The organism is Micromonospora coriariae (assembly GCF_900091455.1).
Taxonomy (GTDB): Bacteria; Actinomycetota; Actinomycetes; order Mycobacteriales; family Micromonosporaceae; genus Micromonospora; species Micromonospora coriariae.
On the sequence record NZ_LT607412.1, the window covers coordinates 1,828,613 to 1,848,965 of the forward strand.

At 72.2% G+C, this 20,353-nt stretch carries 16 protein-coding genes; 6 read left to right on the forward strand and 10 right to left on the reverse strand.

Features of this window, described 5'->3' with window-relative positions; genetic code table 11:
- Both GA0070607_RS08465 and mfd read right to left on the reverse strand, forming a co-directional pair.
- On the reverse strand, nt 1–789 hold the full coding sequence (locus tag GA0070607_RS08465) for a hypothetical protein (RefSeq protein WP_089021726.1): 789 nt from the start codon (nt 787–789) through the stop codon (nt 1–3).
- Nucleotides 790–837: 48 nt separating this feature from the next.
- Nucleotides 838–4,479 (reverse strand): transcription-repair coupling factor, encoded by a 3,642-nt coding sequence (gene mfd / locus GA0070607_RS08470; RefSeq protein ID WP_089017702.1) that lies wholly within the window; start codon nt 4,477–4,479, stop codon nt 838–840.
- Between the two features lie 253 nt (nt 4,480–4,732).
- Between mfd and GA0070607_RS08475 the strand changes: the two genes are divergently transcribed.
- Nucleotides 4,733–5,647 (forward strand): cyclase family protein, encoded by a 915-nt coding sequence (locus GA0070607_RS08475; protein WP_089021727.1) that lies wholly within the window; start codon nt 4,733–4,735, stop codon nt 5,645–5,647.
- Between the two features lie 19 nt (nt 5,648–5,666).
- Here GA0070607_RS08475 and GA0070607_RS08480 read toward each other — a convergent pair whose 3' ends face one another.
- Complete coding sequence (locus tag GA0070607_RS08480) at nt 5,667–6,317, reverse strand: response regulator transcription factor (protein WP_089021728.1); 651 nt, start codon at nt 6,315–6,317, stop codon at nt 5,667–5,669.
- Nucleotides 6,318–6,322: 5 nt separating this feature from the next.
- A complete protein-coding gene (locus GA0070607_RS08485; RefSeq protein WP_089017703.1) occupies nt 6,323–7,597 on the reverse strand; it encodes a sensor histidine kinase in 1,275 nt (424 codons plus the stop codon).
- 189 nt (nt 7,598–7,786) lie between these two features.
- Here GA0070607_RS08485 and GA0070607_RS08490 point away from each other — a divergent pair, with 189 nt between their 5' ends.
- Complete coding sequence (locus tag GA0070607_RS08490; protein WP_089017704.1) at nt 7,787–8,947, forward strand: serine hydrolase domain-containing protein; 1,161 nt, start codon at nt 7,787–7,789, stop codon at nt 8,945–8,947.
- Nucleotides 8,948–8,981: 34 nt separating this feature from the next.
- On the opposite strand, the gene GA0070607_RS08495 is transcribed toward GA0070607_RS08490, so the two are convergent.
- The gene (locus tag GA0070607_RS08495; RefSeq protein ID WP_089017705.1) at nt 8,982–10,022 is read right to left on the reverse strand and encodes a S66 family peptidase; all 1,041 of its coding nucleotides are present in this window, start codon (nt 10,020–10,022) and stop codon (nt 8,982–8,984) included.
- Nucleotides 10,023–10,245: 223 nt separating this feature from the next.
- On the opposite strand from GA0070607_RS08495, the gene ppc reads away from it, so the two are divergent.
- Nucleotides 10,246–13,032: a phosphoenolpyruvate carboxylase gene (gene ppc, locus GA0070607_RS08500; protein WP_089017706.1), complete on the forward strand. Its 2,787-nt coding sequence runs from the start codon at nt 10,246–10,248 to the stop codon at nt 13,030–13,032.
- Between the two features lie 68 nt (nt 13,033–13,100).
- Here ppc and GA0070607_RS08505 read toward each other — a convergent pair whose 3' ends face one another.
- The gene (locus GA0070607_RS08505) at nt 13,101–13,934 is read right to left on the reverse strand and encodes a hypothetical protein (protein WP_089017707.1); all 834 of its coding nucleotides are present in this window, start codon (nt 13,932–13,934) and stop codon (nt 13,101–13,103) included.
- Between the two features lie 54 nt (nt 13,935–13,988).
- Here GA0070607_RS08505 and GA0070607_RS08510 point away from each other — a divergent pair, with 54 nt between their 5' ends.
- Nucleotides 13,989–15,152 (forward strand): DNA recombination protein RmuC, encoded by a 1,164-nt coding sequence (locus tag GA0070607_RS08510; RefSeq protein WP_089017708.1) that lies wholly within the window; start codon nt 13,989–13,991, stop codon nt 15,150–15,152.
- A gap of 58 nt (nt 15,153–15,210) precedes the next feature.
- On the opposite strand, the gene GA0070607_RS08515 is transcribed toward GA0070607_RS08510, so the two are convergent.
- Together GA0070607_RS08515 and GA0070607_RS08520 are read right to left on the reverse strand one after the other, a co-directional pair.
- Entirely contained in the window at nt 15,211–15,639 is a 429-nt protein-coding gene (locus GA0070607_RS08515; protein ID WP_089017709.1) for a hypothetical protein, read from the reverse strand.
- Nucleotides 15,640–15,697: 58 nt separating this feature from the next.
- Nucleotides 15,698–16,684, reverse strand: coding sequence for a 4-hydroxy-3-methylbut-2-enyl diphosphate reductase (locus GA0070607_RS08520; RefSeq protein ID WP_089017710.1), 987 nt, complete (start codon nt 16,682–16,684; stop codon nt 15,698–15,700).
- A 185-nt stretch (nt 16,685–16,869) separates the two neighbouring features.
- On the opposite strand from GA0070607_RS08520, the gene xseA reads away from it, so the two are divergent.
- Nucleotides 16,870–18,084 (forward strand): exodeoxyribonuclease VII large subunit, encoded by a 1,215-nt coding sequence (gene xseA / locus GA0070607_RS08525; protein ID WP_089017711.1) that lies wholly within the window; start codon nt 16,870–16,872, stop codon nt 18,082–18,084.
- Between the two features lie 46 nt (nt 18,085–18,130).
- On the forward strand, nt 18,131–18,352 hold the full coding sequence (locus GA0070607_RS08530; RefSeq protein ID WP_053655421.1) for an exodeoxyribonuclease VII small subunit: 222 nt from the start codon (nt 18,131–18,133) through the stop codon (nt 18,350–18,352).
- Nucleotides 18,353–18,395: 43 nt separating this feature from the next.
- Here the strand turns inward: GA0070607_RS08530 and GA0070607_RS08535 are convergent, their stop codons facing one another.
- On the reverse strand, nt 18,396–19,247 hold the full coding sequence (locus GA0070607_RS08535) for a hypothetical protein (protein WP_089017712.1): 852 nt from the start codon (nt 19,245–19,247) through the stop codon (nt 18,396–18,398).
- Between the two features lie 219 nt (nt 19,248–19,466).
- Nucleotides 19,467–20,243, reverse strand: coding sequence for a DUF4245 domain-containing protein (locus tag GA0070607_RS08540; RefSeq protein ID WP_089017713.1), 777 nt, complete (start codon nt 20,241–20,243; stop codon nt 19,467–19,469).
- Between the last annotated feature and the right edge of the window lie 110 nt (nt 20,244–20,353).

Below are 20,353 nucleotides of genomic sequence, written 5' to 3' on the forward strand. Positions count from 1 at the left end.
TCAGCTGGCCGTGCCCTCGGCCTCCGGCGCCGCGCTCGACGACGCCGGCTCCGGGGTGGAGATGTCCGTGACCGGACCGTCCTCATTGATGTACGGCAACGAGTAGAAGACCAACGACTGACCGGTGCTCACCACCGACGGCACCCCGACAGCACGGTAACGCGGGTTGATGGAGACGTCAGCCCGGCCCGCCTCATCCTCCAGCGCGACGCTGAGCGCGGTGGCGGCGCGGACGAAGCCGCCGTCGCCGAACGCCCGGCGGACGTCGGCCACCGACAGCCCACCCTGGATCTCTCCGGTCTTCGCGATGGCCTGGTAGACGGCCATCATCGAGTCGTCGCTCAGCTCGGCCGGCGGAAGCTGCTGGTTGAGCACCTGGAGCAGGTCGATCCACTCGCCCCAGAGCTTGGCGTACTCGGTGCTGGCCGGCACCCGCAGGTTCTGCTCCAACTGCTGCGGACTGACCTCGTCGGGCACCTGGAGGTTCTTCGCCGCCGCCACCCGCTTGCCCAGCTCCAGGCTGACCAGCAGGTTCACCACGTCCTGCCGGGTGACGGCGGAGCGCAACTGCTCGGGCGCGGGCGTCGCACCGGCCTGGCTGGCCTCCTGCCGGACGGCCTCGCCGAACTTCGCCTGCACGTCGTCGTAGATCGCGTCGACCCGGTCCACCGAATAGGTGGTGTCACCGACGTACACGGCGACGGCCGGCGCGGACTTCCCGCAGGCAGCGAGGGAGAGGACACCCAGGGCCGCGACGCTGGCGGCGGCGATCAGACGACGAGCACGCATGCCGGTCACTCTCTCATGCCCTTTCCCACGCTGTGACGGCCCCCACCCTCAGCCGGCTGCCGCGACCAGCGGGGCGGGGGCGCCCAGCACGTCGGAGAGCAGTTGGGCGCACCACTCCAGCAGGGCCTGGTCGCGCAGCGGCTCGCCACCGACCCGACGCGTGCTCGGTCGGGGCACACTCACCTGGTCGGTGGCCTGCTTGTAGACCGCGTCCGGGTGGTAACGCTTGAGCCGTAGCTGCTTCGAGTCGGGCAGCGGCAGCGGCCCGAACCGGACGTGCTTGCCCTGCATCGACACGTCGGCCAGGCCGTACCGGCGTGCCAGCAGGCGGAACCGGGCCACCGCGACCAGGTTCTGCACCGGGGCCGGTGGCTCGCCGTACCGGTCGGTCATCTCGGCGACCACCTCGCGCAGCCGCTCCTCGTCGCGCGCCTCGGCGAGCTTGCGGTACATCTCCAACCGCAGGCGCTCCACCCCCACGTAGTCGTGCGGCAGGTGCGCGTCGACCGGCAGGTCGATCTTGACATCGGCCTCCTCCTCCGGCCGCTCGCCCTTGAACGCGGAGACCGCCTCACCGACCATCCGCACGTACAGGTCGAAGCCGACACCCTCGATGTGCCCGGACTGCTCGCCGCCGAGCAGGTTGCCGGCGCCCCGGATCTCCAGGTCCTTCATCGCCACGTACATGCCGGCGCCCAGCTCGGTGTGCTGGGCGATGGTCGCCAGCCGCTCGTGGGCGTGCTCGGTGAGCGGCTTCTCCGGCGGGTAGAGGAAGTACGCGTACGCCCGCTCTCGGCCCCGGCCCACCCGGCCACGGATCTGGTGCAACTGGGCCAGGCCGAGCAGGTCGGCCCGCTCCACGATCAGGGTGTTGGCGTTCGGGATGTCGATGCCGGACTCCACGATCGTGGTGCAGACCAGCACGTCGAACTCCTTCTCCCAGAAGCCGACCATGACCTTCTCCAGGGCCTCCTCGCCCATCTGGCCGTGCGCCACCGCGACCCGCGCCTCGGGCACCAGCTCGCGCAGCCGCCGTGCCGCCCGGTCGATCGACTCGACCCGGTTGTGCAGGTAGAAGACCTGTCCGTCGCGAAGCAGCTCCCGGTGGATGGACGCGGCCACCTGCCGGTCGTCCTGTGCGCCCACGAAGGTGAGCACCGGGTGCCGCTCCTCCGGCGGGGTGGCGATGGTCGACATCTCCCGGATGCCGGTGATCGCCATCTCCAGGGTGCGCGGGATCGGGGTCGCCGACATGCTCAGCACGTCGACCGAGGCACGCAGCGTCTTCAGGTGCTCCTTGTGCTCGACACCGAAGCGCTGCTCCTCGTCGACGATCACCAGACCCAGCTGCTTGAAGCGGGTGGCGGTCTGGAGCAGCCGGTGGGTGCCGATGACGATGTCCACCGTGCCGTCGGCGACCATCTCCAGCGTCCGTTCGGTCTCCTTCGGAGTCTGGAACCGGGACAGCTGCCGGATCTGGACCGGGAACTGGCTCATCCGCTCAGCGAACGTGTTGTAGTGCTGCTGCACCAGCAGCGTGGTCGGCACCAGCACCGCCACCTGCTTGCCGTCCTGTACCGCCTTGAACGCGGCCCGGACCGCGATCTCGGTCTTGCCGTAGCCGACATCACCGCAGATCAACCTGTCCATCGGGACGGTCTGCTCCATGTCCCGCTTGACCTCGTCGATCGCGGCGAGCTGATCCGGCGTCTCCTGCCAGGGGAAGGCGTCCTCCAGCTCCCGCTGCCACGGGGTGTCCGGGCCGAACGAGTGCCCCTTGGACGCCTTGCGGGCGGCGTAGAGCTGGATCAGCTGCGCGGCGATCTCCCGCACCGCCTTGCGCGCCCGGGCCTTGGACTTCTGCCAGTCCGAGCCGCCCATCTTGTGCAGGGTCGGCTGCTCGCCGCCCACGTAGCGGGAGAGCTGATCGAGCTGGTCGGTCGGCACGAAGAGCCGGTCACCGGGCTGGCCGCGCTTGCTGGCCGCGTACTCGATGACCAGGTATTCCCGGCTGGCGCCGTTGACGGTGCGCTGCACCAGCTCGACGTACCGGCCGATGCCGTGCTGCTCGTGCACCACGTGGTCGCCGGCCTTGAGCTCCAGCGGGTCGATGGTGTTGCGCCGCCGGCTGGGCATCTTGCGCATGTCCCGCGTGGAGGTGCCCCGACCCCCGGTGACGTCGTTGCCGGTGAGCAGCACGAAACGGGACGCCTCGTCGACGAACCCGCTGCTCAGCGCGCCGCAGGTGACCACCAGCTCGCCGGCGGCGGGCGCGGTCGGCACCTCCTCGGCGAGCCGTGCGCCCAGCCCGGCGTCGCGCAGCACCTCCACCGCCCGCTGGGCGGGGCCGTGCCCCTCGAAGACCAGCGCGATCGACCAGCCCTCGCCGGCCCAGCGCTTGAGGTCGTCGACGACACGCGCGGTCTCACCGTGATAGAGCGGGGCCGGTTGGGCGGAGAGGGTCACCGCGATGGCGTCGTCCGGAGTAACCGCAGCCTGCTCCGGCGCGTCCTCCCAGGGCTGCCGGGTCTCGGCGGTCTCCGCCTCGACCAGGCCGAACGGGGACAGCGTCCACCACGGCTGGCCGAGCTTGCCGGCGGCGGCGCGCACCTCGGCCAGGGTGCGGAAGGCGGCGGCGCCGACATCCACCGGCGCCTGCCCGCCGACCGCCGCGGCGGCCCAACTGGCCTGGAGGAACTCCTCCGAGGTACGGACCAGGTCGTGCGCCCGGGTGCGGATCCGCTCCGGGTCGCAGAGCAGCACGTGGGTGCCGGCCGGCATGGCGTCCAGCAGCAACTCCAGCGAGTCGGGGCCGACCAGCACCGGCGCCAGCGATTCCATCCCCTCCACCGGGATGCCCTCGGCCAGCTTGTCCAGGATCTCGGCCAGCTCCGGGTGCTGCTCGGCGAGCGCGGCGGCCCGCTCACGGACCGCCGGAGTGAGCAGCAACTCCCGGCAGGGCGGCGCCCACAGCAGCGGGACCTGCTCGATGGTCCGCTGGTCGGCGACGGCGAAGGTGCGGATCTCCTCCACCTCGTCGCCCCAGAACTCGACACGGGAAGGGTGCTCGTCGGTCGGCGGGAAAACGTCCAGGATGCCGCCGCGTACCGCGAACTCGCCGCGCTTGGTGACCAGGTCGACCCGGGCGTACGCCATGTCGATCAGCCGGCGGGCGACCTCCTCCAGGTCCGCCTCCTCGCCTGCGGCCAGCTGCACCGGCTCCAGGTCGCCGAGCCCCTTGAGCTGCGGTTGGAGCAGCGAACGAACCGGGGCCACGACCACCCGCAGCGGCCCGGTGCTGCCGTGCGCGTCGGCCGACTCCGGGTGCGCCAGCCGGCGCAGCACGGCCAACCGCCGGCCGACGGTGTCCGAGCGCGGGGAGAGCCGCTCGTGCGGCAGCGTCTCCCACGATGGGAAGACCACCACCTGCTCCGCCGGCAGCAGCCCACCGAGCGCGGCGGCCAGGTCGTCGGCCTCGCGGGTGGTGGCGGTCACCGCCAGCACCGGCCGCCCGGCCCCACCACCGGGGCCGTCGGGGTCGGCGGCGACGGCGGCCACCGCGAACGGGCGCAGCGCCTGCGGGGCGGTGATGTCGAGGCCGTCGACCTGGGCGGCACCGGAGCGCGCCAGGTCACGCGCCCGGACCAGCCCGGCGTCGGCCAGGGCGGCGGAGAACAGACCGGTGAGCATGCGAGATCACTTCCCACGGATGGCACGACGATCACCCCGCGTCCAGGACGGACGGGGGGTGCACCCGGCAAGCCTATCTCCGTCGACCGACCATCTCCGGTTTCCCGCCACCTGCAGCGTCAGCGGGTTCGCAGAGGTCAGGCCAACTCGCCCCGCACAGGGCCCGCTGGCCGTTGCAAGATCCTGCTTCATCCAGGAAATAGTGGTCTACGCGGATCTTGACCGGCCGCTGGCGGCGTGGTCGGGTTTCGGGATGGGTGAGCAGTGGCGGGCACAGTTCGACGCGGAGGTGATCTTCGCCAACGGCGGCGGGCTACGCACCGAGGGGTTCCGGCTGGACATCCCCGGTCAGGAGATCACTGACGACGACCTGGCGGCGTTGTTCGTCCGGCACCTTGGGCTGCTGTTGGTCGCCGAGGTTCGGATCAGCGCGAAAACGATCATCGAAGAGCCGCACAAGGGCGGCCGGGGTGTCGCCGTCGATCGGCCGGCGCCCGCGCACCGGCTGGTCGAGCTGAGTCATGTGATCAGCGACGGGATGACCACCCTGCCCGGTTGGCCGGCGCCGGGAATCACCGACTGGCTGACCTTCGCGGCATCCCGCGAGCGGTACGCCCCGGGCACCGAGTTTCACGTGGCCCGGATCGACATGATCGCCAACACCGGCACGTACCTGGACACTCCCGCACATCGCTGGGCCGGTGGCGACGACCTGGCCGGGGTGTCGCTGGACCGGCTCGCTGACCTACCCGGGGTGGTGGTTCGGGTGCCGGCCGGCACCCGGGCCGTGGACCGGCTGATGCTGGCGCCGTACGAGGTGGCCGGGCGGGCGGTGCTGCTGCACACCGGGTGGGATGCGCACTTCGGCACCGAGCGGTACGGCTCGCCGGAGGCGCCGTACCTGACCGGGGACGCCGCCCGGGCGTTGGCCGACGCTCGCGCCGCTCTGATCGGCATCGACTCGATCAACATCGACGACATGAGCCCGACGGCCGGAGGCGGACGCCCGGCGCACAGCACGCTGCTCGCCGCCGGTATCCCGATCGTGGAGCACCTGACCGGCCTGGACGCGCTGCCGCCGAGCGGGTTCCGGTTCACCGCGGCCCCGCCGATGGTGACCGGAATGGGCACCTTCCCGGTTCGCGCCTTCGCCGTCGTCAACCCCTGAAACCACCGACGCTGATGCGTCAGGTGCCGGACTGGAGGTAGCGCAGGACCGCGAGGACCCGGCGGTGATCGGTCTCCGTGGGGGGCAGGTCGAGCTTGCCGAAGATGCTGGTGATGTGTTTCTCCACGGCCCCCACGCTGAGGAACAGCGCCGAGGCGATCGCCGCGTTCGACCGTCCCTCGGCCATCAGGGCCAGCACGTTCCGTTCCCGTTCGGAGAGGCCGGCCAGCTCCGCGACGCCCTGGGCCGCGCCGAACAGTTGCGTCACCACCTCCGGGTCGAGCACGGTCGCGCCACCGGCGACCCGGGTGAGCGCGTCGACGAACTCGCCGACTTCGGCCACCCGGTCCTTCAGCAGGTACCCGACGCCTCCAGCACCCCCGGCGAGCAGCTGCGCCGCGTACCGGGTCTCCACGTACTGGGAGAAGAGCAGCACGGGCGTACCGGGATGGGCGGCGCGTACGGCGAGTGCGGCCCGCAGCCCTTCGTCGGTGTACGTGGGTGGCATCCGAATGTCGATCACGGCCACGTCCGGGCGGTGTTCGTCGACGGCGATCCGGAGTGCCTCCGGGTCGGCCACCGCGGCGAGTACCCGGTGCCCCCGGTCGACGAGCAGATAGCTGAGCCCGTCGCGCAGAATTCCGGAGTCCTCGGCGATGACCACTCGCAGCCCGGTCACGGCCGTACCGGGAATTCCAGGGTGACCAGCGTCGGCCCGCCGGGTGGGCTGTCGATCCGCATCGTGCCGTCCACGGTACGGGCCCGGTCGTGCAGCCCGACCAACCCGCCGCCGGACAACCCACGGGCCGCCGACCCGATCCTGGCTCCTCCGCCACCGTCGTCCCCGACCTGCACCCGCAGCAGACCGTCGTGTTGGCGCAGGTCGACGGTCGCCCGCCGGGCCGTGGCGTGTTTGGCGACATTGGTGAGCAGCTCGGCGACGCAGTAATAGACGATCGTCTCGACGGCCGGTGACGGTCGGTCGCCCACCTCGACCCGTAGCTCGACGGGCACTGTGCCCCGCGCCACCAGGGTGCTCAACGCGGCCTCCAGACCACTGTCGAGCATTGGCGGGTGGATGCCCCGGGCCAGGTCACGAAGGTCGGTGATCGCGGTCTTCGCGTCCCGGTGTGCGGTCTCCACGAGCGCCCTGGCCTCGGGCGCGGCGCCTTCGGCGAGCTTCTCCTTGGCCAACCCGAGCTTCATGGCCAGGGCGACCAGCTGCGCCTGCGTGCCGTCGTGCAGGTCACGCTCGATCCGACGCAGAAGCGCGGCGGCGTCGTCGACGGCCAGGGCACGGGCCTCCTCGAGGTTGTCGACCCGCTCGTCGAGGCTGGTCGGGCCGAGCAGGCCACGGATCAGCAGCTCGTCCAGGAGCAGGACCAGGCGCAGCAGCGAGGGGCCGGCGAGAAGCATCCCGGCCCCGATCCCGGCCAGCAGAAACGATCGGGGCCAGGTGTCGAAGAAGAAGTCGCCGAGTTGCAGGGCGGCGCGGTGCGGCCGACCCAGGCTGTCGGTGTTTACCGGCTGGATGAACTTCCACCAGAGGGGATGGCTGAGCAGAAACACCGGGTAGCAGAGGAAGACCGCGATCACCGCCGCCGCGAGCAGGGTCACCGGCAGCTTGACGACCAGGTAGGCCAGTGCCCGCCAGCCCGTGGCATCGCCGAGGCCGGTCCGGACGTACCCCACCGGCCCGGGCCGTCGCCGGACCGGACGTGGGTCGTCGACGCGCAGGCCGAGCGTCGCGCGGGCCAGCGCGCGGTGCAGCCGGCCCCAGCCGCGAGCGCCGAGGACGCCGGAGGACATCAGCGGCAGGCCGAGCAGCGTCAGCGAGGTCAGGCCGCCGACCACGACCGTGAGACCGGCGTACGCGAAACCGGCGACCGCCAGCGGCAGGCCGACCAGCGCGTACCCAACCTGGTTGCGGAGGTGCCGGAGACGCGTCATCTGATCCTCCCGACCAGCCGAACGACATGCCGGCTCAGCATGCCCGGCCACGGGCCTGCTGTGCAGCCGGGCAACCCGCCGTGATCCGTCGGGTTAACCCCACCCGACCGGCGGGAGAGCCGCATTCACCTGCGGTCCGCACTTCGGCAGGGTCGACGGGGATATTCGTTCCGTCGATTGGAGCAGGTCATGTCGCGTCCGCTATGGACCGTGGTGGTGTCGGTCGGCTCGTTGGTCGCCACACTCGCCGTTCCGCCCCCACCGGCCGGTGCCGACCGTCCGGGAGCGGAACGGCGGGCACTGGCTGTCGCGCTCGACCAGTTGGTCGCGGACGGCTTCCCCGGTGCGGTGGCGTACGGCCGCGTGGACGGCCGACGGTGGCAGGTGGCGGCGGGGGTGGCCGACCGGGTCACCGGGGCGCGGGCCCGGCCGGACGACCGGTTCCGGATCGCCAGCAACACCAAGGCGTTCGTGTCGACCGTGCTGCTGCAACTGGTGGGTGAGGGTCGACTCACCCTCGACGACACGGTCGAGCGGTGGCTGCCCGGGGTCGTCCGAGGTAACGGCAACGACGGCTCGACGATCACCGTCCGGCAGTTGCTCAACCACACCAGCGGCATCTGGGACCCGACCGGCGAGCGGAGCTTCTGGGCCCCGTACCTCGACGACCACGACTGGGACCGGGTCATCACGCCCCGCACGGTGATCGCCCTGGCGGTGGCGCACCCGCCGGACTTCGCCCCCGGCGCCTCGTGGGGCTATTCGAACACCAACTACCTGTTGGCGGGCCTGATCATCGAGGCGGTCACCGGCCGGGACGCGGAGAGCGAGGTGCTGCGGCGGATCGTCGGCCCGCTCGGCCTGGCTCAGACCTCGTTCCCGGTCACCGATCCGAAGATCCACGGCCGGCACCTGCACGGCTACGACCTGACGGGCCGCGATGTGACCACGTTCAGCCCGTCGTACGACTGGACCGCCGGGGCGATGATCTCGACGGCGGCGGACCTGGCACGGTTCCACCGGGCGCTGTTCGGCGGGCGGCTGCTCGCGCCGGCGCAGCAGCGTGAGTTGGAGACCCTGGTGGCGACGGACGGCGGGCCGGACGGGTACGGCCTGGGCGTGCAACGGATGACGGTCCCCTGTGCCGCGGGTCCGACGGAGGTGTGGACGACCGACGGCGGCGGGCCCGGCTTCACCAGCATCGCGGTGACCAGCCTGGACAACTCCCGACAGCTTGTCCTCGCCGGCAACGTCTACGACATCGACCGGGACGTTCGGGGCCTGCCGCCGGTGCCGGCGAGCGCGGGTTCCCTGGCCGCGATGCAGTCGGTCCTCTGCACGACAGACTGAACCCGACCGGCGGCGAGATCCCCGCGCCGGCGCGTCAGTAGCGCACCGCGATCCGGCGGTCGACCGCGTCGACCAGGATCTCGCCGCCGTACGGGATGATCAACTGCGGGTCGGTGTGACCGAGGTCGACGTCGAAGACCACCACCGCGTCCGGGTTGTACGGCGTGAGGGCGTGGATGATCGCCTCCCGCTGGGCCGTTCCCCACGCCGACCGCTCCGGTACCGACAGCGGCCGGTCGAAGTTCCACGCCTTCGGCCGGCCGACGACGATCGCCGGGAAGGCGGCGAGCAGCCCTCGCTCCCCCATGTTCCGCACGATCCGGAACACCTCCTGCGCGCTGGGCATCTCCTGGGAGGTTTCGAAGAGCAGCACGGACCCGTCCAACTCGGCGACGGTCGGCACCCGGTCGGTGGCCATCAGCCAGTGCAGGATCTCCAGACAGCCACCCCAGGTACGCCCTCGCACCACCCGTTCCGGCCCCTGCCACCGCCAGCCCTCGCCGGGCAGCATCTCCGGCTCGTACTCCAGCGTCTCGGGCTCGGTCCACGGGTTGGGCCGGTCCCCCCAGGCGGGCGCGGGCGTCAGGTCGTACCACCCGGAGGTGAACAGCGCCGCCCGCAGCGAGTCGAAGGTCAGCGGGTGCGGCGCGCCCGGCCGGCCGAGGTGCACCAGCACCGACCCGCCGTGGTAGGCGACGATGCCCAGCCGGTACAGGTGGTTGAGCACGTTGGTGTTGTCGGAGTAGCCGAAGTATGGCTTCGGGTTGGCCCGCAGCACGTCGTCGTCGAGGTGCGGAGTGACCGTGATCAGGTCGTCTCCGCCGACGGTGGCGAGCACGGCGGTGATCCTCGGGTCGGCGAACGCGGCGGTCAGGTCGCGGGCCCGGTCGCGCGGGTCGGCCCCCATCACCCGGGTGGTCGGGTACTCCACCGGCTCCAGTCCGAACTCTTCGCGCAGCCGGCGCAGCCCCAACTCGTACACATGGGGGAAGAGGCCCGGCAGACCGGCGGAGGGTGAGACGATGGCAACCCGGTCGCCGGGCTTCGGTTTGGTGGGATAACGCGGCGCGTCCATGATCGAACGGTAGCGTTGAGAGCCAGCGGATTACCGTCATCGCCGCCCACGGGACGTGCGCCGGGACCGACAAGATCAAAACCGTGGGCCGTTGAGGTGATCTCCGAGGTGTTCCGCGTCACGGCGCACCATGCGGAGAGCCCCTCCTGCCATCCGGCCCGGCGCGGATACCATCCAGGGAGTCGGACAGCGCTGTCCTTCGTACTCACGTAAGGAGCGCATCGTGACCGACCAGCACGACCACGACGGCCCGGACGCCGCTCTACGCGCCGACATCCGCCGGCTCGGCACCCTCCTCGGCCAGACCCTGGCCCGCCAGGAGGGCCGACCGCTGCTCGACCTCGTCGAGGAGATCCGCGCCCAGGTCCGCACCGACGCCCCGGCGGCCGCCCAGCGGCTCGGCGGCCTGGACGTGACCACCGGCACCAAGTTGGCCCGCGCCTTCTCCACCTACTTCCACCTGGCCAACATCACCGAGCAGGTGCACCGCGCCCGGGACCTGCGCCGCCGTCGCGCCGTGCAGGGCGGCTGGCTGGACCAGGCGGCCAAGATGATCGCGGAGCGCGGGGTGCCGGCCGAGGAGATCGCCAACGCGGCACGTCGGCTGGCGGTCCGGCCGGTCTTCACCGCGCACCCCACCGAGGCGGCCCGCCGCTCGATCCTGTCCAAGCTGCGGGCCATCGCCGACGAGCTGGACACCGAGACCGCCAACGCGATCCTCTACGGGGCCAGCGACGAGGGCCCGGCCAACCGCCGACTGGCCGAGCTGCTGGACCTGATGTGGCAGACCGACGAGCTGCGCCTCGACCGGCCGGACCCGACCGACGAGGCCCGCAACGCCATCTACTACCTGCGCGACCTGTACGCCGAGGCCGCCCCCCAGGTGCTCGACGACCTGGCCGACACCTTGCGCACGCTCGGCGTGGAGACCTCGCCGACGGCCCGCCCGTTGAGCTTCGGCACCTGGATCGGCGGTGACCGGGACGGCAACCCCTTCGTCACCCCGGCGGTCACCCGCGAGGTGCTGACCATCCAGCACGAGCACGGCATCGCGGCCACCGAGAAGGCGATGGACCACCTGATCAACGAGGTCTCGGTCTCCCGCCGGCTGCGCGGGGTGTCACTGGACCTCTCCGCCAGCCTCGCCGCCGACCTGGACGCGCTGCCCGAGGTGGCGCCCCGGTTCCGCCGGGTCAACGCCGAGGAGCCGTACCGGCTCAAGGCGCGCTGCGTGAAGGCGAAGCTGGCCAACACCCGGCAACGGTTGCGCCAGGGCACCGCGCACGTGCCGGGCCGGGACTACCGGGGCTCCGCCGAGCTGATCGCTGACCTGGAGCTGCTGCGCGCGTCGCTGGCCCGTAACTCCGGGCAGCTCACCGCCGTGGGCCGGCTGGCCTCCACCATCCGTACGGTCTCCGCGTTCGGCCTGCACCTGGCCACCATGGACGTCCGGGAGCACGCCGAGGCGCACCACGCGGTGCTAGCCCAGCTGTACGGGGCGGTCGGGGAGGTTTCCGACTACCCGGCGCTGAGCCGCCTGGAACGCACCAAGCTGCTCGCCGACGAGCTGACCGGCCGCCGGCCGCTGTCCACGCTGGACACTCCGCTGTCCGAGTCGGCCCGCAAGACGTTCGACGTGTTCGGCACCATCCGGGAGGCGCAGGACCGGTTCGGCACCGAGGTGATCGAGTCGTACATCATCTCGATGACCCTCGGTGTGGACGACGTGCTGGCCGCCGTGGTGCTGGCCCGCGAGGCCGGGCTGGTCGACGTGCACAGCGGCCGCGCCCGGATCGGGCTCGTGCCGCTGCTGGAGACCCCGGCCGAGCTGAACGCCGGCGGCGAACTCCTCGACGAACTGCTGTCGCTGCCCGCGTACCGGGCGCTGGTGGCCGCCCGGGGTGACGTGCAGGAGGTCATGCTCGGCTACTCGGACTCCAACAAGGAGGCCGGGATCACCACCAGCCAGTGGTCGATCCACCGGGCACAGCGCGCGCTGCGCGACGTGGCCGCCCGGCACGGCGTGCACCTGCGGCTGTTCCACGGCCGGGGCGGCACTGTGGGTCGCGGCGGCGGGCCGACGCACGAGGCGATCCTGGCCCAGCCGTACGGCACGCTGGACGGCGCGATCAAGGTGACCGAGCAGGGCGAGGTGATCTCCGACAAGTACAGCCTGCCCTCGCTGGCCCGGGAGAACCTGGAACTCACGCTCGCCGCGGTGCTCCAGGCGACGCTGCTGCACACCGGCCCCCGGCAGCCGGCGGAGATGCTCGAACGCTGGGACGCGGCCATGGACGTGGTCTCCGAGTCGGCGTACCGGTCGTACCGGTCGCTGGTCGAGGACCCGGACCTGCCGGCGTACTTCTGGGCGTCCACCCCCACCGAGCTGCTCGGCGCGCTGAACATCGGCTCCCGGCCGGCGAAGCGCCCGAACACCGGTGCCGGGCTGTCCGGGCTGCGGGCCATCCCATGGGTGTTCGGGTGGACGCAGACGCGGCAGATCGTGCCCGGCTGGTTCGGCGTCGGCGCGGGGCTGGCCGCCGCCCGCGAGGCCGGGCTGGCGGACGTGCTGGCCGAGATGCACCGCAACTGGCACTTCTTCCGCACGTTCCTGTCGAACGTCGAGATGATGCTGACCAAGACCGACCTCAGCATCGCCCGCCGGTACGTCGAGACGCTGGTGCCGAAGAAGCTGCACCCGATCTTCGAGCAGATCGAGCGGGAGTACGAGCTGACCAAGCGGGAGGTGCTGGCGGTGACCGCCTCGCCCGCCCTGTTGGAGAACTCACCTGTGCTCCAGCGCACCCTCGCGGTGCGGGACACCTACCTGGAGCCGCTGCACCACCTCCAGGTGGCGCTGCTGCGGCAGTACCGGGAGTCCGGTGCCGCCGGACGGGCTGTGGCGACCGCGCCGGGCGGCCGGCGCGCCCCGAGCGACGGCACGGCCCTGGAGCGGGCGCTGCTCACCACGGTGAACGGCATCGCCGCCGGAATGCGCAACACCGGCTGAGCTACGGCACGTAGGAACGGGCCCCGGTCTGCGTGACCGGGGCCCGTTCGCGTGTCACTCAGCGGCGCTCACCAGTCGCCACCGCCGAAGTCACCACCACCGAAGTCACCGCCACCGCCGAAGTCACCACCACCGAAACCGCCGCCACCGAAGTCGCCACCCGCGTAGTCGCCGCCGGCATAGTCGCCGCCGCCCTGGTCGCCGCCGTCGAAGCCCTGGTCGCCGCCGTCCGCGCCCTGGTCGACGCCGTCGCCGAAGCCCTCCTGGTAGCCCTCGTCGTAGCCGTAACCCGGGTCGGCGAAGGCGGGCGAGAACAGCGCGTCGGCGATCAGGATGCCGCCGAGCACCCCGGCGCCGGCGCCCAACGCCGTCTTCCACCACGGCGTCGAGTACCAGCCCGCCGGCACCGGCCGGCCCTGGTAACGGCCACCGGGGTAGTAGTAGGGCGTTTCCCGGCCGGGTTGCGGGCCGGCCCGGAAGGTCTGCCCCTGCACGTCGACCTCGCGCTCCTTGGTGAGCTGCCCGACCCCGCGCGCCGCGGCCAACTGCGGCACCTCGGGGCCGGGATCGATGCCCAGCGCCGTCCGTGCCGCCCGGATGTACGCCAACCCCTCCAGCGCGGTCTCCCGGGCCAGCGCGAACTGGTTGGGCGTACGCGCCTGCTCCAGCTGCGAGCCCGCCGCGTTGTACCGCTCACCGGCGTCGGACAGCGCCTGGCGGACCGCCGGCTCGTCGCCGTGCAGGTTCATCAGCTGGCCGCCGAGGCGCTCGTACCAGCGTTGCGCCTCCGCGCGAGCGTCACCGAGTTCGGTGCGCTGCCGGGCGGTGGCCTGGGCACGGATGATCGCCGCGGCGCCCAGCACGCCGACCACCACGATGGCGAGGCACAGCAGAGGTTCCATGTCTCCGAACGTACCCCCGGGCGTCACGTCGTATCCGTCTGGCAAGCTCCGGTGATGGACGTCTCGACGCTGCTCCTGGTGATCGTGTGCCTCGGCGCCGGCGGGGCGGTGGGCTGGCTCGCGGCCCGGTCCCGGTCGGCGGCCGACATCGCCCGGCTGGACGCCACGCTGACCGCCACCCGCGAGGGCGAGGGGCGCCTGGAGCAGTCCATGCGGGCGCTGAGCTACGAGGCCACAGCCCAGTCCCAGGAGGCGGTGGCCCGGGCGGTGGCGCCGCTGCACGAGACCCTGCGCCGCTACGAGCAGCGGGTCGCCGATCTGGAGCACGATCGGGTCGACGCGTACGCCGAGCTGCGTGAGCAGGTCCGCTCGATGAATGCCGTGTCCGGCGAGCTGCGCACCGAGACCAAGCAGCTGGTGGCGGCGCTGCGCGCGCCCCAGGTGCGGGGCCGCTGGGGCGAGCACCAGCTACGCCGGATCGTCGAGGCGGCCGGCATGCTGGAGCACTGCGACTTCTCCGAGCAGGTCACCGCCGCCACCGACGAGCAGGTCGTCCGCCCGGACCTGGTGGTCCGGCTGCACGGCGGCCGGTCGGTGGTGGTGGACGCCAAGGCACCGTTCGACGCGTACCTCACGGCGATGGAGGCTCGCGACGAGCGCGGCCGGGACACCCACCTCGACGCGCACGCCCGGCACCTGCGGGGGCACGTCGACGCGCTGGCCGCCAAGTCCTACTGGGCGGCGTTCGACAGCTCGCCCGAGTTCGTGGTCCTGTTCGTACCCGCCGACCCGTTCCTCGACGTCGCGCTCCAGCGTGATCCGACGCTGCTGGAACACGCCTTCGCCCGCAACGTGGTGCTGGCCACGCCGGCGACCCTGGTCGCCCTGCTCCGCACGGTGGCCTACTCCTGGCGGCAGGAGGCGCTGGCCCGCAACGCGCTCGCGGTGCACACGCTCGCCCGGGAGCTGTACGGCCGGCTCGCCACCCTCGGCGACCACGTGGGCAAGCTCGGCTCGTCGCTGGCCGGCGCGGTGACCGCGTACAACCGGGCGGTCGGCTCGCTGGAGGCCCGGGTGCTGGTCAGCGCCCGCAAGCTCGCCGAGCTGGGCGTCTCGGACGAGGAACTCGCCAGCCCGGCCCAGGTCGAGCTGACCCCCCGTCAGCCCCAGGCTCCCGAGCTGCTGGACGACGTCGTCCCGGTCGACCGCGACCGCTGACCGCTTTCGCCGGCAGCTGACCGGTTCGCCGGGCGCGTCATCCGCTGGGCACGCCGGGTCAGCTCCGGCGCGCCCCCTCGACGACGAACGGGGTGCCCTGCTGGCAGGTGGTCATCATGCCGGGCTCCACGCGACCGGTGACGGTCACCTTGGCGCCCGCGGTCAGCACGTCCCGCGGACCGCCGATCAGCAGGTAGCCGTCGAGCAGCACGCAGTTCGGCTCCACGCCAGGGGTGATCGTGCCGGTGAGTTCGGTGGCTCCGACCGGCGGTGGCAGGGTCGGACCGCCGGGCGGCTTCGGCGTCTTCGGCGTTGGCCCGGGCGCGGTGGGCGTCGTGGGTGCGCCCGTCGACGGGGTCGCCGCGGACGGCGTCGGCTGCCCGGTCGCCGGTGACGATCCGCTCGGGGCGGGGCCGTCCGTTCCGCCGCAGGCGCTCAGCGCCGAGCAGAACACCAGGGCGGAGACGACGAGCCGAAAGGTCCTCATACCGGTTTCGACGCGCCGGAGTGCCGGGGCGTTCCCGCCGGAACCCGGACGACGCCGCTCAACCGCGAGCCGCCGCGGCCTTCATGTCCCGCTTCAGCTCCTGCGGCAGCGAGAAGGTGAGCCGCTCGTTGGCGGTGGTGATCTCCTCGACGTCGGCGAAACCGCGCGCGGCCAGGTGGTCCAGCACCTCCAGCACCAGGTCCTCCGGGACGCTTGCGCCGGAAGACACGCCGACCGTACGCGCGTCGGCCAGCCAGGCGTCGTCGATCTCGTGGGCGAAGTCGACCAGGTGACCGGCGCGGGCGCCGGCGTCCAGGGCCACCTCGACCAGCCGGACCGAGTTGGAGGAGTTCGTCGAGCCGACGACGATCACCACGTCGCACTCCGGGGCGATCTCCTTGACCACGTGCTGCCGGTTGGAGGTCGCGTAGCAGATGTCGTCGCTGGGCGGGGACTGAAGCAGCGGCAGCCGCTGCTTGAGCCGGGCGACCGTCTCCAACGTCTCGTCCACCGAGAGCGTGGTCTGGGAGAGCCAGACGACCTTCTCCGGGTCGCGAACGGTGATCTTGTCGACGCCGTCCGGCCCGTCCACCAGCTGGATGTGGGCGGGAGCCTCGCCGGCGGTGCCGACGACCTCCTCGTGCCCCTCGTGACCGATCAGCAGGATGTCGTAGTCCTCGGCGGCGAACCGCTTCGCCTCCTGGTGCACCTTCGTGACCAGCGGGCAGGTCGCGTCGATCGCCTTCAGCGAGCGCGCCTTCGCCTGCTCGTAGACCTCGGGGGCCACCCCGTGCGCGGAGAAGATGACGGTGGCGCCCTCCGGCACTTCCTCGTTCTCCTCCACGAAGATCGCGCCCTGCGCCTCCAGGGTCTGCACGACGTGCTTGTTGTGCACGATCTGCTTGCGGACGTAGATCGGGGCGCCGTAGAGCTTCAGCGCCTCCTCGACGGTCTGCACCGCGCGGTCGACGCCCGCGCAGTAGCCACGGGGCTTGGCCAGGAGCACGCGCTTACCGGTCTGGGGGGTCGCCTGAGCCTCGGTCACCCGTCCATCGTACGTGTCCGATTTCCCCACCGCCCCGCCCGCAACCCCACCCCCCTGCCCGTCCCCGGTCCCCCCAGGCCCGAGATCCGCCGGTTGATCATGAAGTTATTGCTGCGACACGTCGACACGGAGGGCAGTAACTTCATGATCAACGGGTCGGGTGGGGTGGGTCGTACTGTGGGCGGGTGAGTGACGGGGCGCGGAGCAGCGCGGAGGAGCCGTGGCCGGTCCGGGTGGTCAGCCAGAAGGTGGGCGCCTGGATCGCGAAGCTCGGCTGGGTGTGGGTGGACGGGCAGGTGGCGCAGATCAGCCGTCGACCCGGGGCCAGCACCGTCTTCCTCACCCTGCGTGACCCGTCGGCAGACCTGAGCCTGACCGTCACCACCAACCGGGACGTACTGGACGCCGGTGCGCCCGAGTTGCGCGAAGGCGCCCGGGTGGTGCTGCACGCCAAACCGGAGTTCTACGCCGCCCGGGGCACGCTGAGCCTGCGTGCCGACGAGATCCGCCAGGTGGGGCTGGGTGAGCTGCTGGCCCGGCTGGAGAAGCTCAAGAAGCTGCTCGCCGCCGAGGGGCTGTTCGACCGGGCCCGCAAACGCCGACTGCCGTTCCTGCCCGGCCGCATCGGGCTGATCACCGGCCGGGCGTCGGCCGCCGAGCGGGACGTGCTGACCAACGCACGCCGGCGCTGGCCGGCGGTGGACTTCCGTACCGTGAACGTGGCCGTGCAGGGCCCGTCCGCGGTGCCGCAGATCATCGACGCGCTCAAGGTGCTGGACGCCGACCCCAGCATCGACGTGATCATCATTGCCCGGGGTGGCGGCGGCATCGAGGACCTGCTGCCCTTCTCCGACGAGGCGCTCTGCCGCGCGGTGTTCGGCTGCCGTACCCCGGTGGTCAGCGCGATCGGTCACGAGACGGACGCGCCGCTGATCGACTACGTCGCCGACGTCCGCGCGTCCACCCCGACCGACGCGGCCAAGCGGGTGGTCCCCGACCTCACCGAGGAGGTACGCCTCATCGGTCAGGCCCGGCACCGCCTCGAACGCGCGGTGCGCAACCTGGTCGACCGGGAGTCCCACCGGCTCGACGGGCTGCGCTCCCGTCCGGTGCTGGCCCGGCCCCAGGTGATGGTGGAACAGCGGGCGACCGACCTGGGTGCGCTGCGTCAGCGGGCCGGACGGTGCCTGGCCCACCGCCTGGCCGCGGCCGACGACGAGCTGCGACACACCCTGGCCCGGCTACGCGCCCTCTCGCCCGCCGCCACCCTCGACCGGGGGTACGCGATCGTGCAGCGCGCGGACGGCCATGTGGTCCGCGCCGCGGCCGACGTCGGCAAGGGCGACCCGCTGCGCGTCCGCCTGGCCGACGGTGAGCTGGCCGCCACGGTGGACGGCTGAGTGGCGGGGCGCGGCGACCGGAGGGTGGTGTGCTGAGATGGACGCGATGACTGACGACACGAAGGCCGGGCCGGACGAACGGCTCAGCTACGAGCAGGCCCGTGCCGAGCTGGCCTCGGTGGTCGAGCGGTTGGAGGCCGGCGGCACGTCCCTGGAGGAGTCGCTGGCGCTCTGGGAGCGCGGCGAGGCGTTGGCGGTGATCTGCCAGCGGTGGCTGGACGGCGCCCGGGCGCGGATCGAAGCCGCCCGGCAGGAGCCCGCCTCCTGACCGCCGGTGGGGCGACCGGAGCCGCCCCACCCGCGTACGACAGTCAGTTGAACAGGCTGTACAGCTCGGCTGGCGCCTCGACGACCTGGTTCGCCGGCGGCTTCTGCGCGGCGGTGGCGGCACCGTAGTCGGAGTACGTCATCCGGATCTCCTGGGCCGCGGTCTGCCCGGCGGCCGGGAGTTGCAGCACCAACTCGCTGAGCCGGCCCTGCGGATCCACCTTCGCGGTGAACGGAACCGTCTTCGCCTGCGTGCCCAGCGCGGCGATCGTGGCGGCGTTCAGCGAGCCGGCCTCGGCCGCCTTGGTGACGTCGATGGTGCCAGCGTACGTGCCGGTGCCGGTGCTGCGGACCTCGGTGATGCCCTGGGTCAGCACGGCGCTGCCGGCCGGGTCGACCTTCTCGAAGTCGAAGCCGAGGCTCCGGTTGCCCTTGATCCGGGCCTGGTCGAGGTGCTGGTACTTGCCGAGGTTGAGCTGCTTGATGGCGGGCAGGCTGTCGGCGGTGGGGCCGGCCAGCTCCAGCTTCACCCAGCTGTCCGGCTTGAAGTGGATCACGTCGAGCTTCATGGCCAGGTCGGACGAGGGACCGCCGATGGCGATCTTCATGGCCGCGCTCTGACTCGGCTGGTGCACCTGGCCCTCGGCAGTGGAACCGGCGCCGGCGAGGGTGAAGCGGAAGTTGCCGTTGCTGATCTCCCTGGTGGAGTCGAGCAGGGCCTGCTTGGCGTCGCCCGCCACGGGCGAGCCGGACGGGCTCGGCGCGCCGGACGCGCTCACCGTCGGGGACGCGGTCGATCCGGCGGTAGAGGTCCCGCTGCTGTCGCAGGCGGCCAGGCCGGGCGTGAACAGGGCGGCGGCCACCAGGCCGGCACTGAGTCGTCGTCGAACAGTCATACGTGTCTCCCAAGGGGGTCACCCGACGACCAGGACGGCGCCGGAAACCGGGCGACGCAGCAGCACCCTCGGCTGCGCCGCGCGACCCGGGCCGTACGCGCGCCCGGATCACTCCCTCTCTGTTCCCTGTCGACCGGTCGGACAATCACCCTTCTGTCCGGTTGCCCGGGCCAGGACGGCGCCGGTGGGACCGCGGGCGGCGCGAGGCCACCCCGCCCGTCAACGCAGCGAGCCGGCGAGTTGGCGCAGTTCGTTGTCCCGGGCATCACCGATGATCAGCACCGTCCGGGCCGGCTCCAACAGCACCAGCGCCTGCTGGTTGCCCCGCGCGGTGTAGCGCTGCCAGGTGCGTCCGGCCAGCTCCGTCGGGCCCTGCGGCTGGCCCTGGTCGGTCAGCTCGGCCGGGAGCAGCCGCTCCGCCGGCACGCTGCTCTGCACCAGCTGCACGCCGCGACCCTCCGGGGTGAGGTACCCGATGCGCAGATTCGCGCCGTCCTCGACGGTCTGGAAGCGGGCGCTTACCGTGCGCCAGCCGGAGCTGAGCCCCTGCGGCCGGCTCACCGGGAAGGCGTTCGCCGACTGGGCCTGTTCGATCGCCGGCGCCGGATCGACAGTGGTGGGCTCGTCGCCGCCGAGGAATCCCCGGTAGAAGGCCAACAGCAGCGCGATCGGGATCAGCAGCACCAGCAGCGAGATCGCCATGTCCTTCGGCGACCGCTCGGATTTCACGGATTCCGTCCGCGGCGGCGGCGCGGGCCGCTCGCCGGTCTCCGCCGCGACGTCGATTCCGGCGGCGGAGCCGTCCCGGACCTGCTCGTCCATCGGTGGTGTGGCGGCCGGACCCGACGCGACCAGGGCCGGCTCGTCGGCCGGCGGCGGCGTCCGGTCGGTCGCGGCCTGCTGAGCACCGGAACCGGCGGGGAGGTCCGCCGGCGGCTGGCCGCCGGGCGGCGTGGGGTCGTCGGGTACGCGGTCGGCTGGCTGTGCGGGTTCCACCCCGCCATCTTCGCAGCCGCCCGACCGGCGGTATCCGGCCCATCACCGCCCCGCGCCGACGCCGGGTCAGCCATCGTGTGAGGATCAGCGACAAAGCCGGCAGCGGGAGG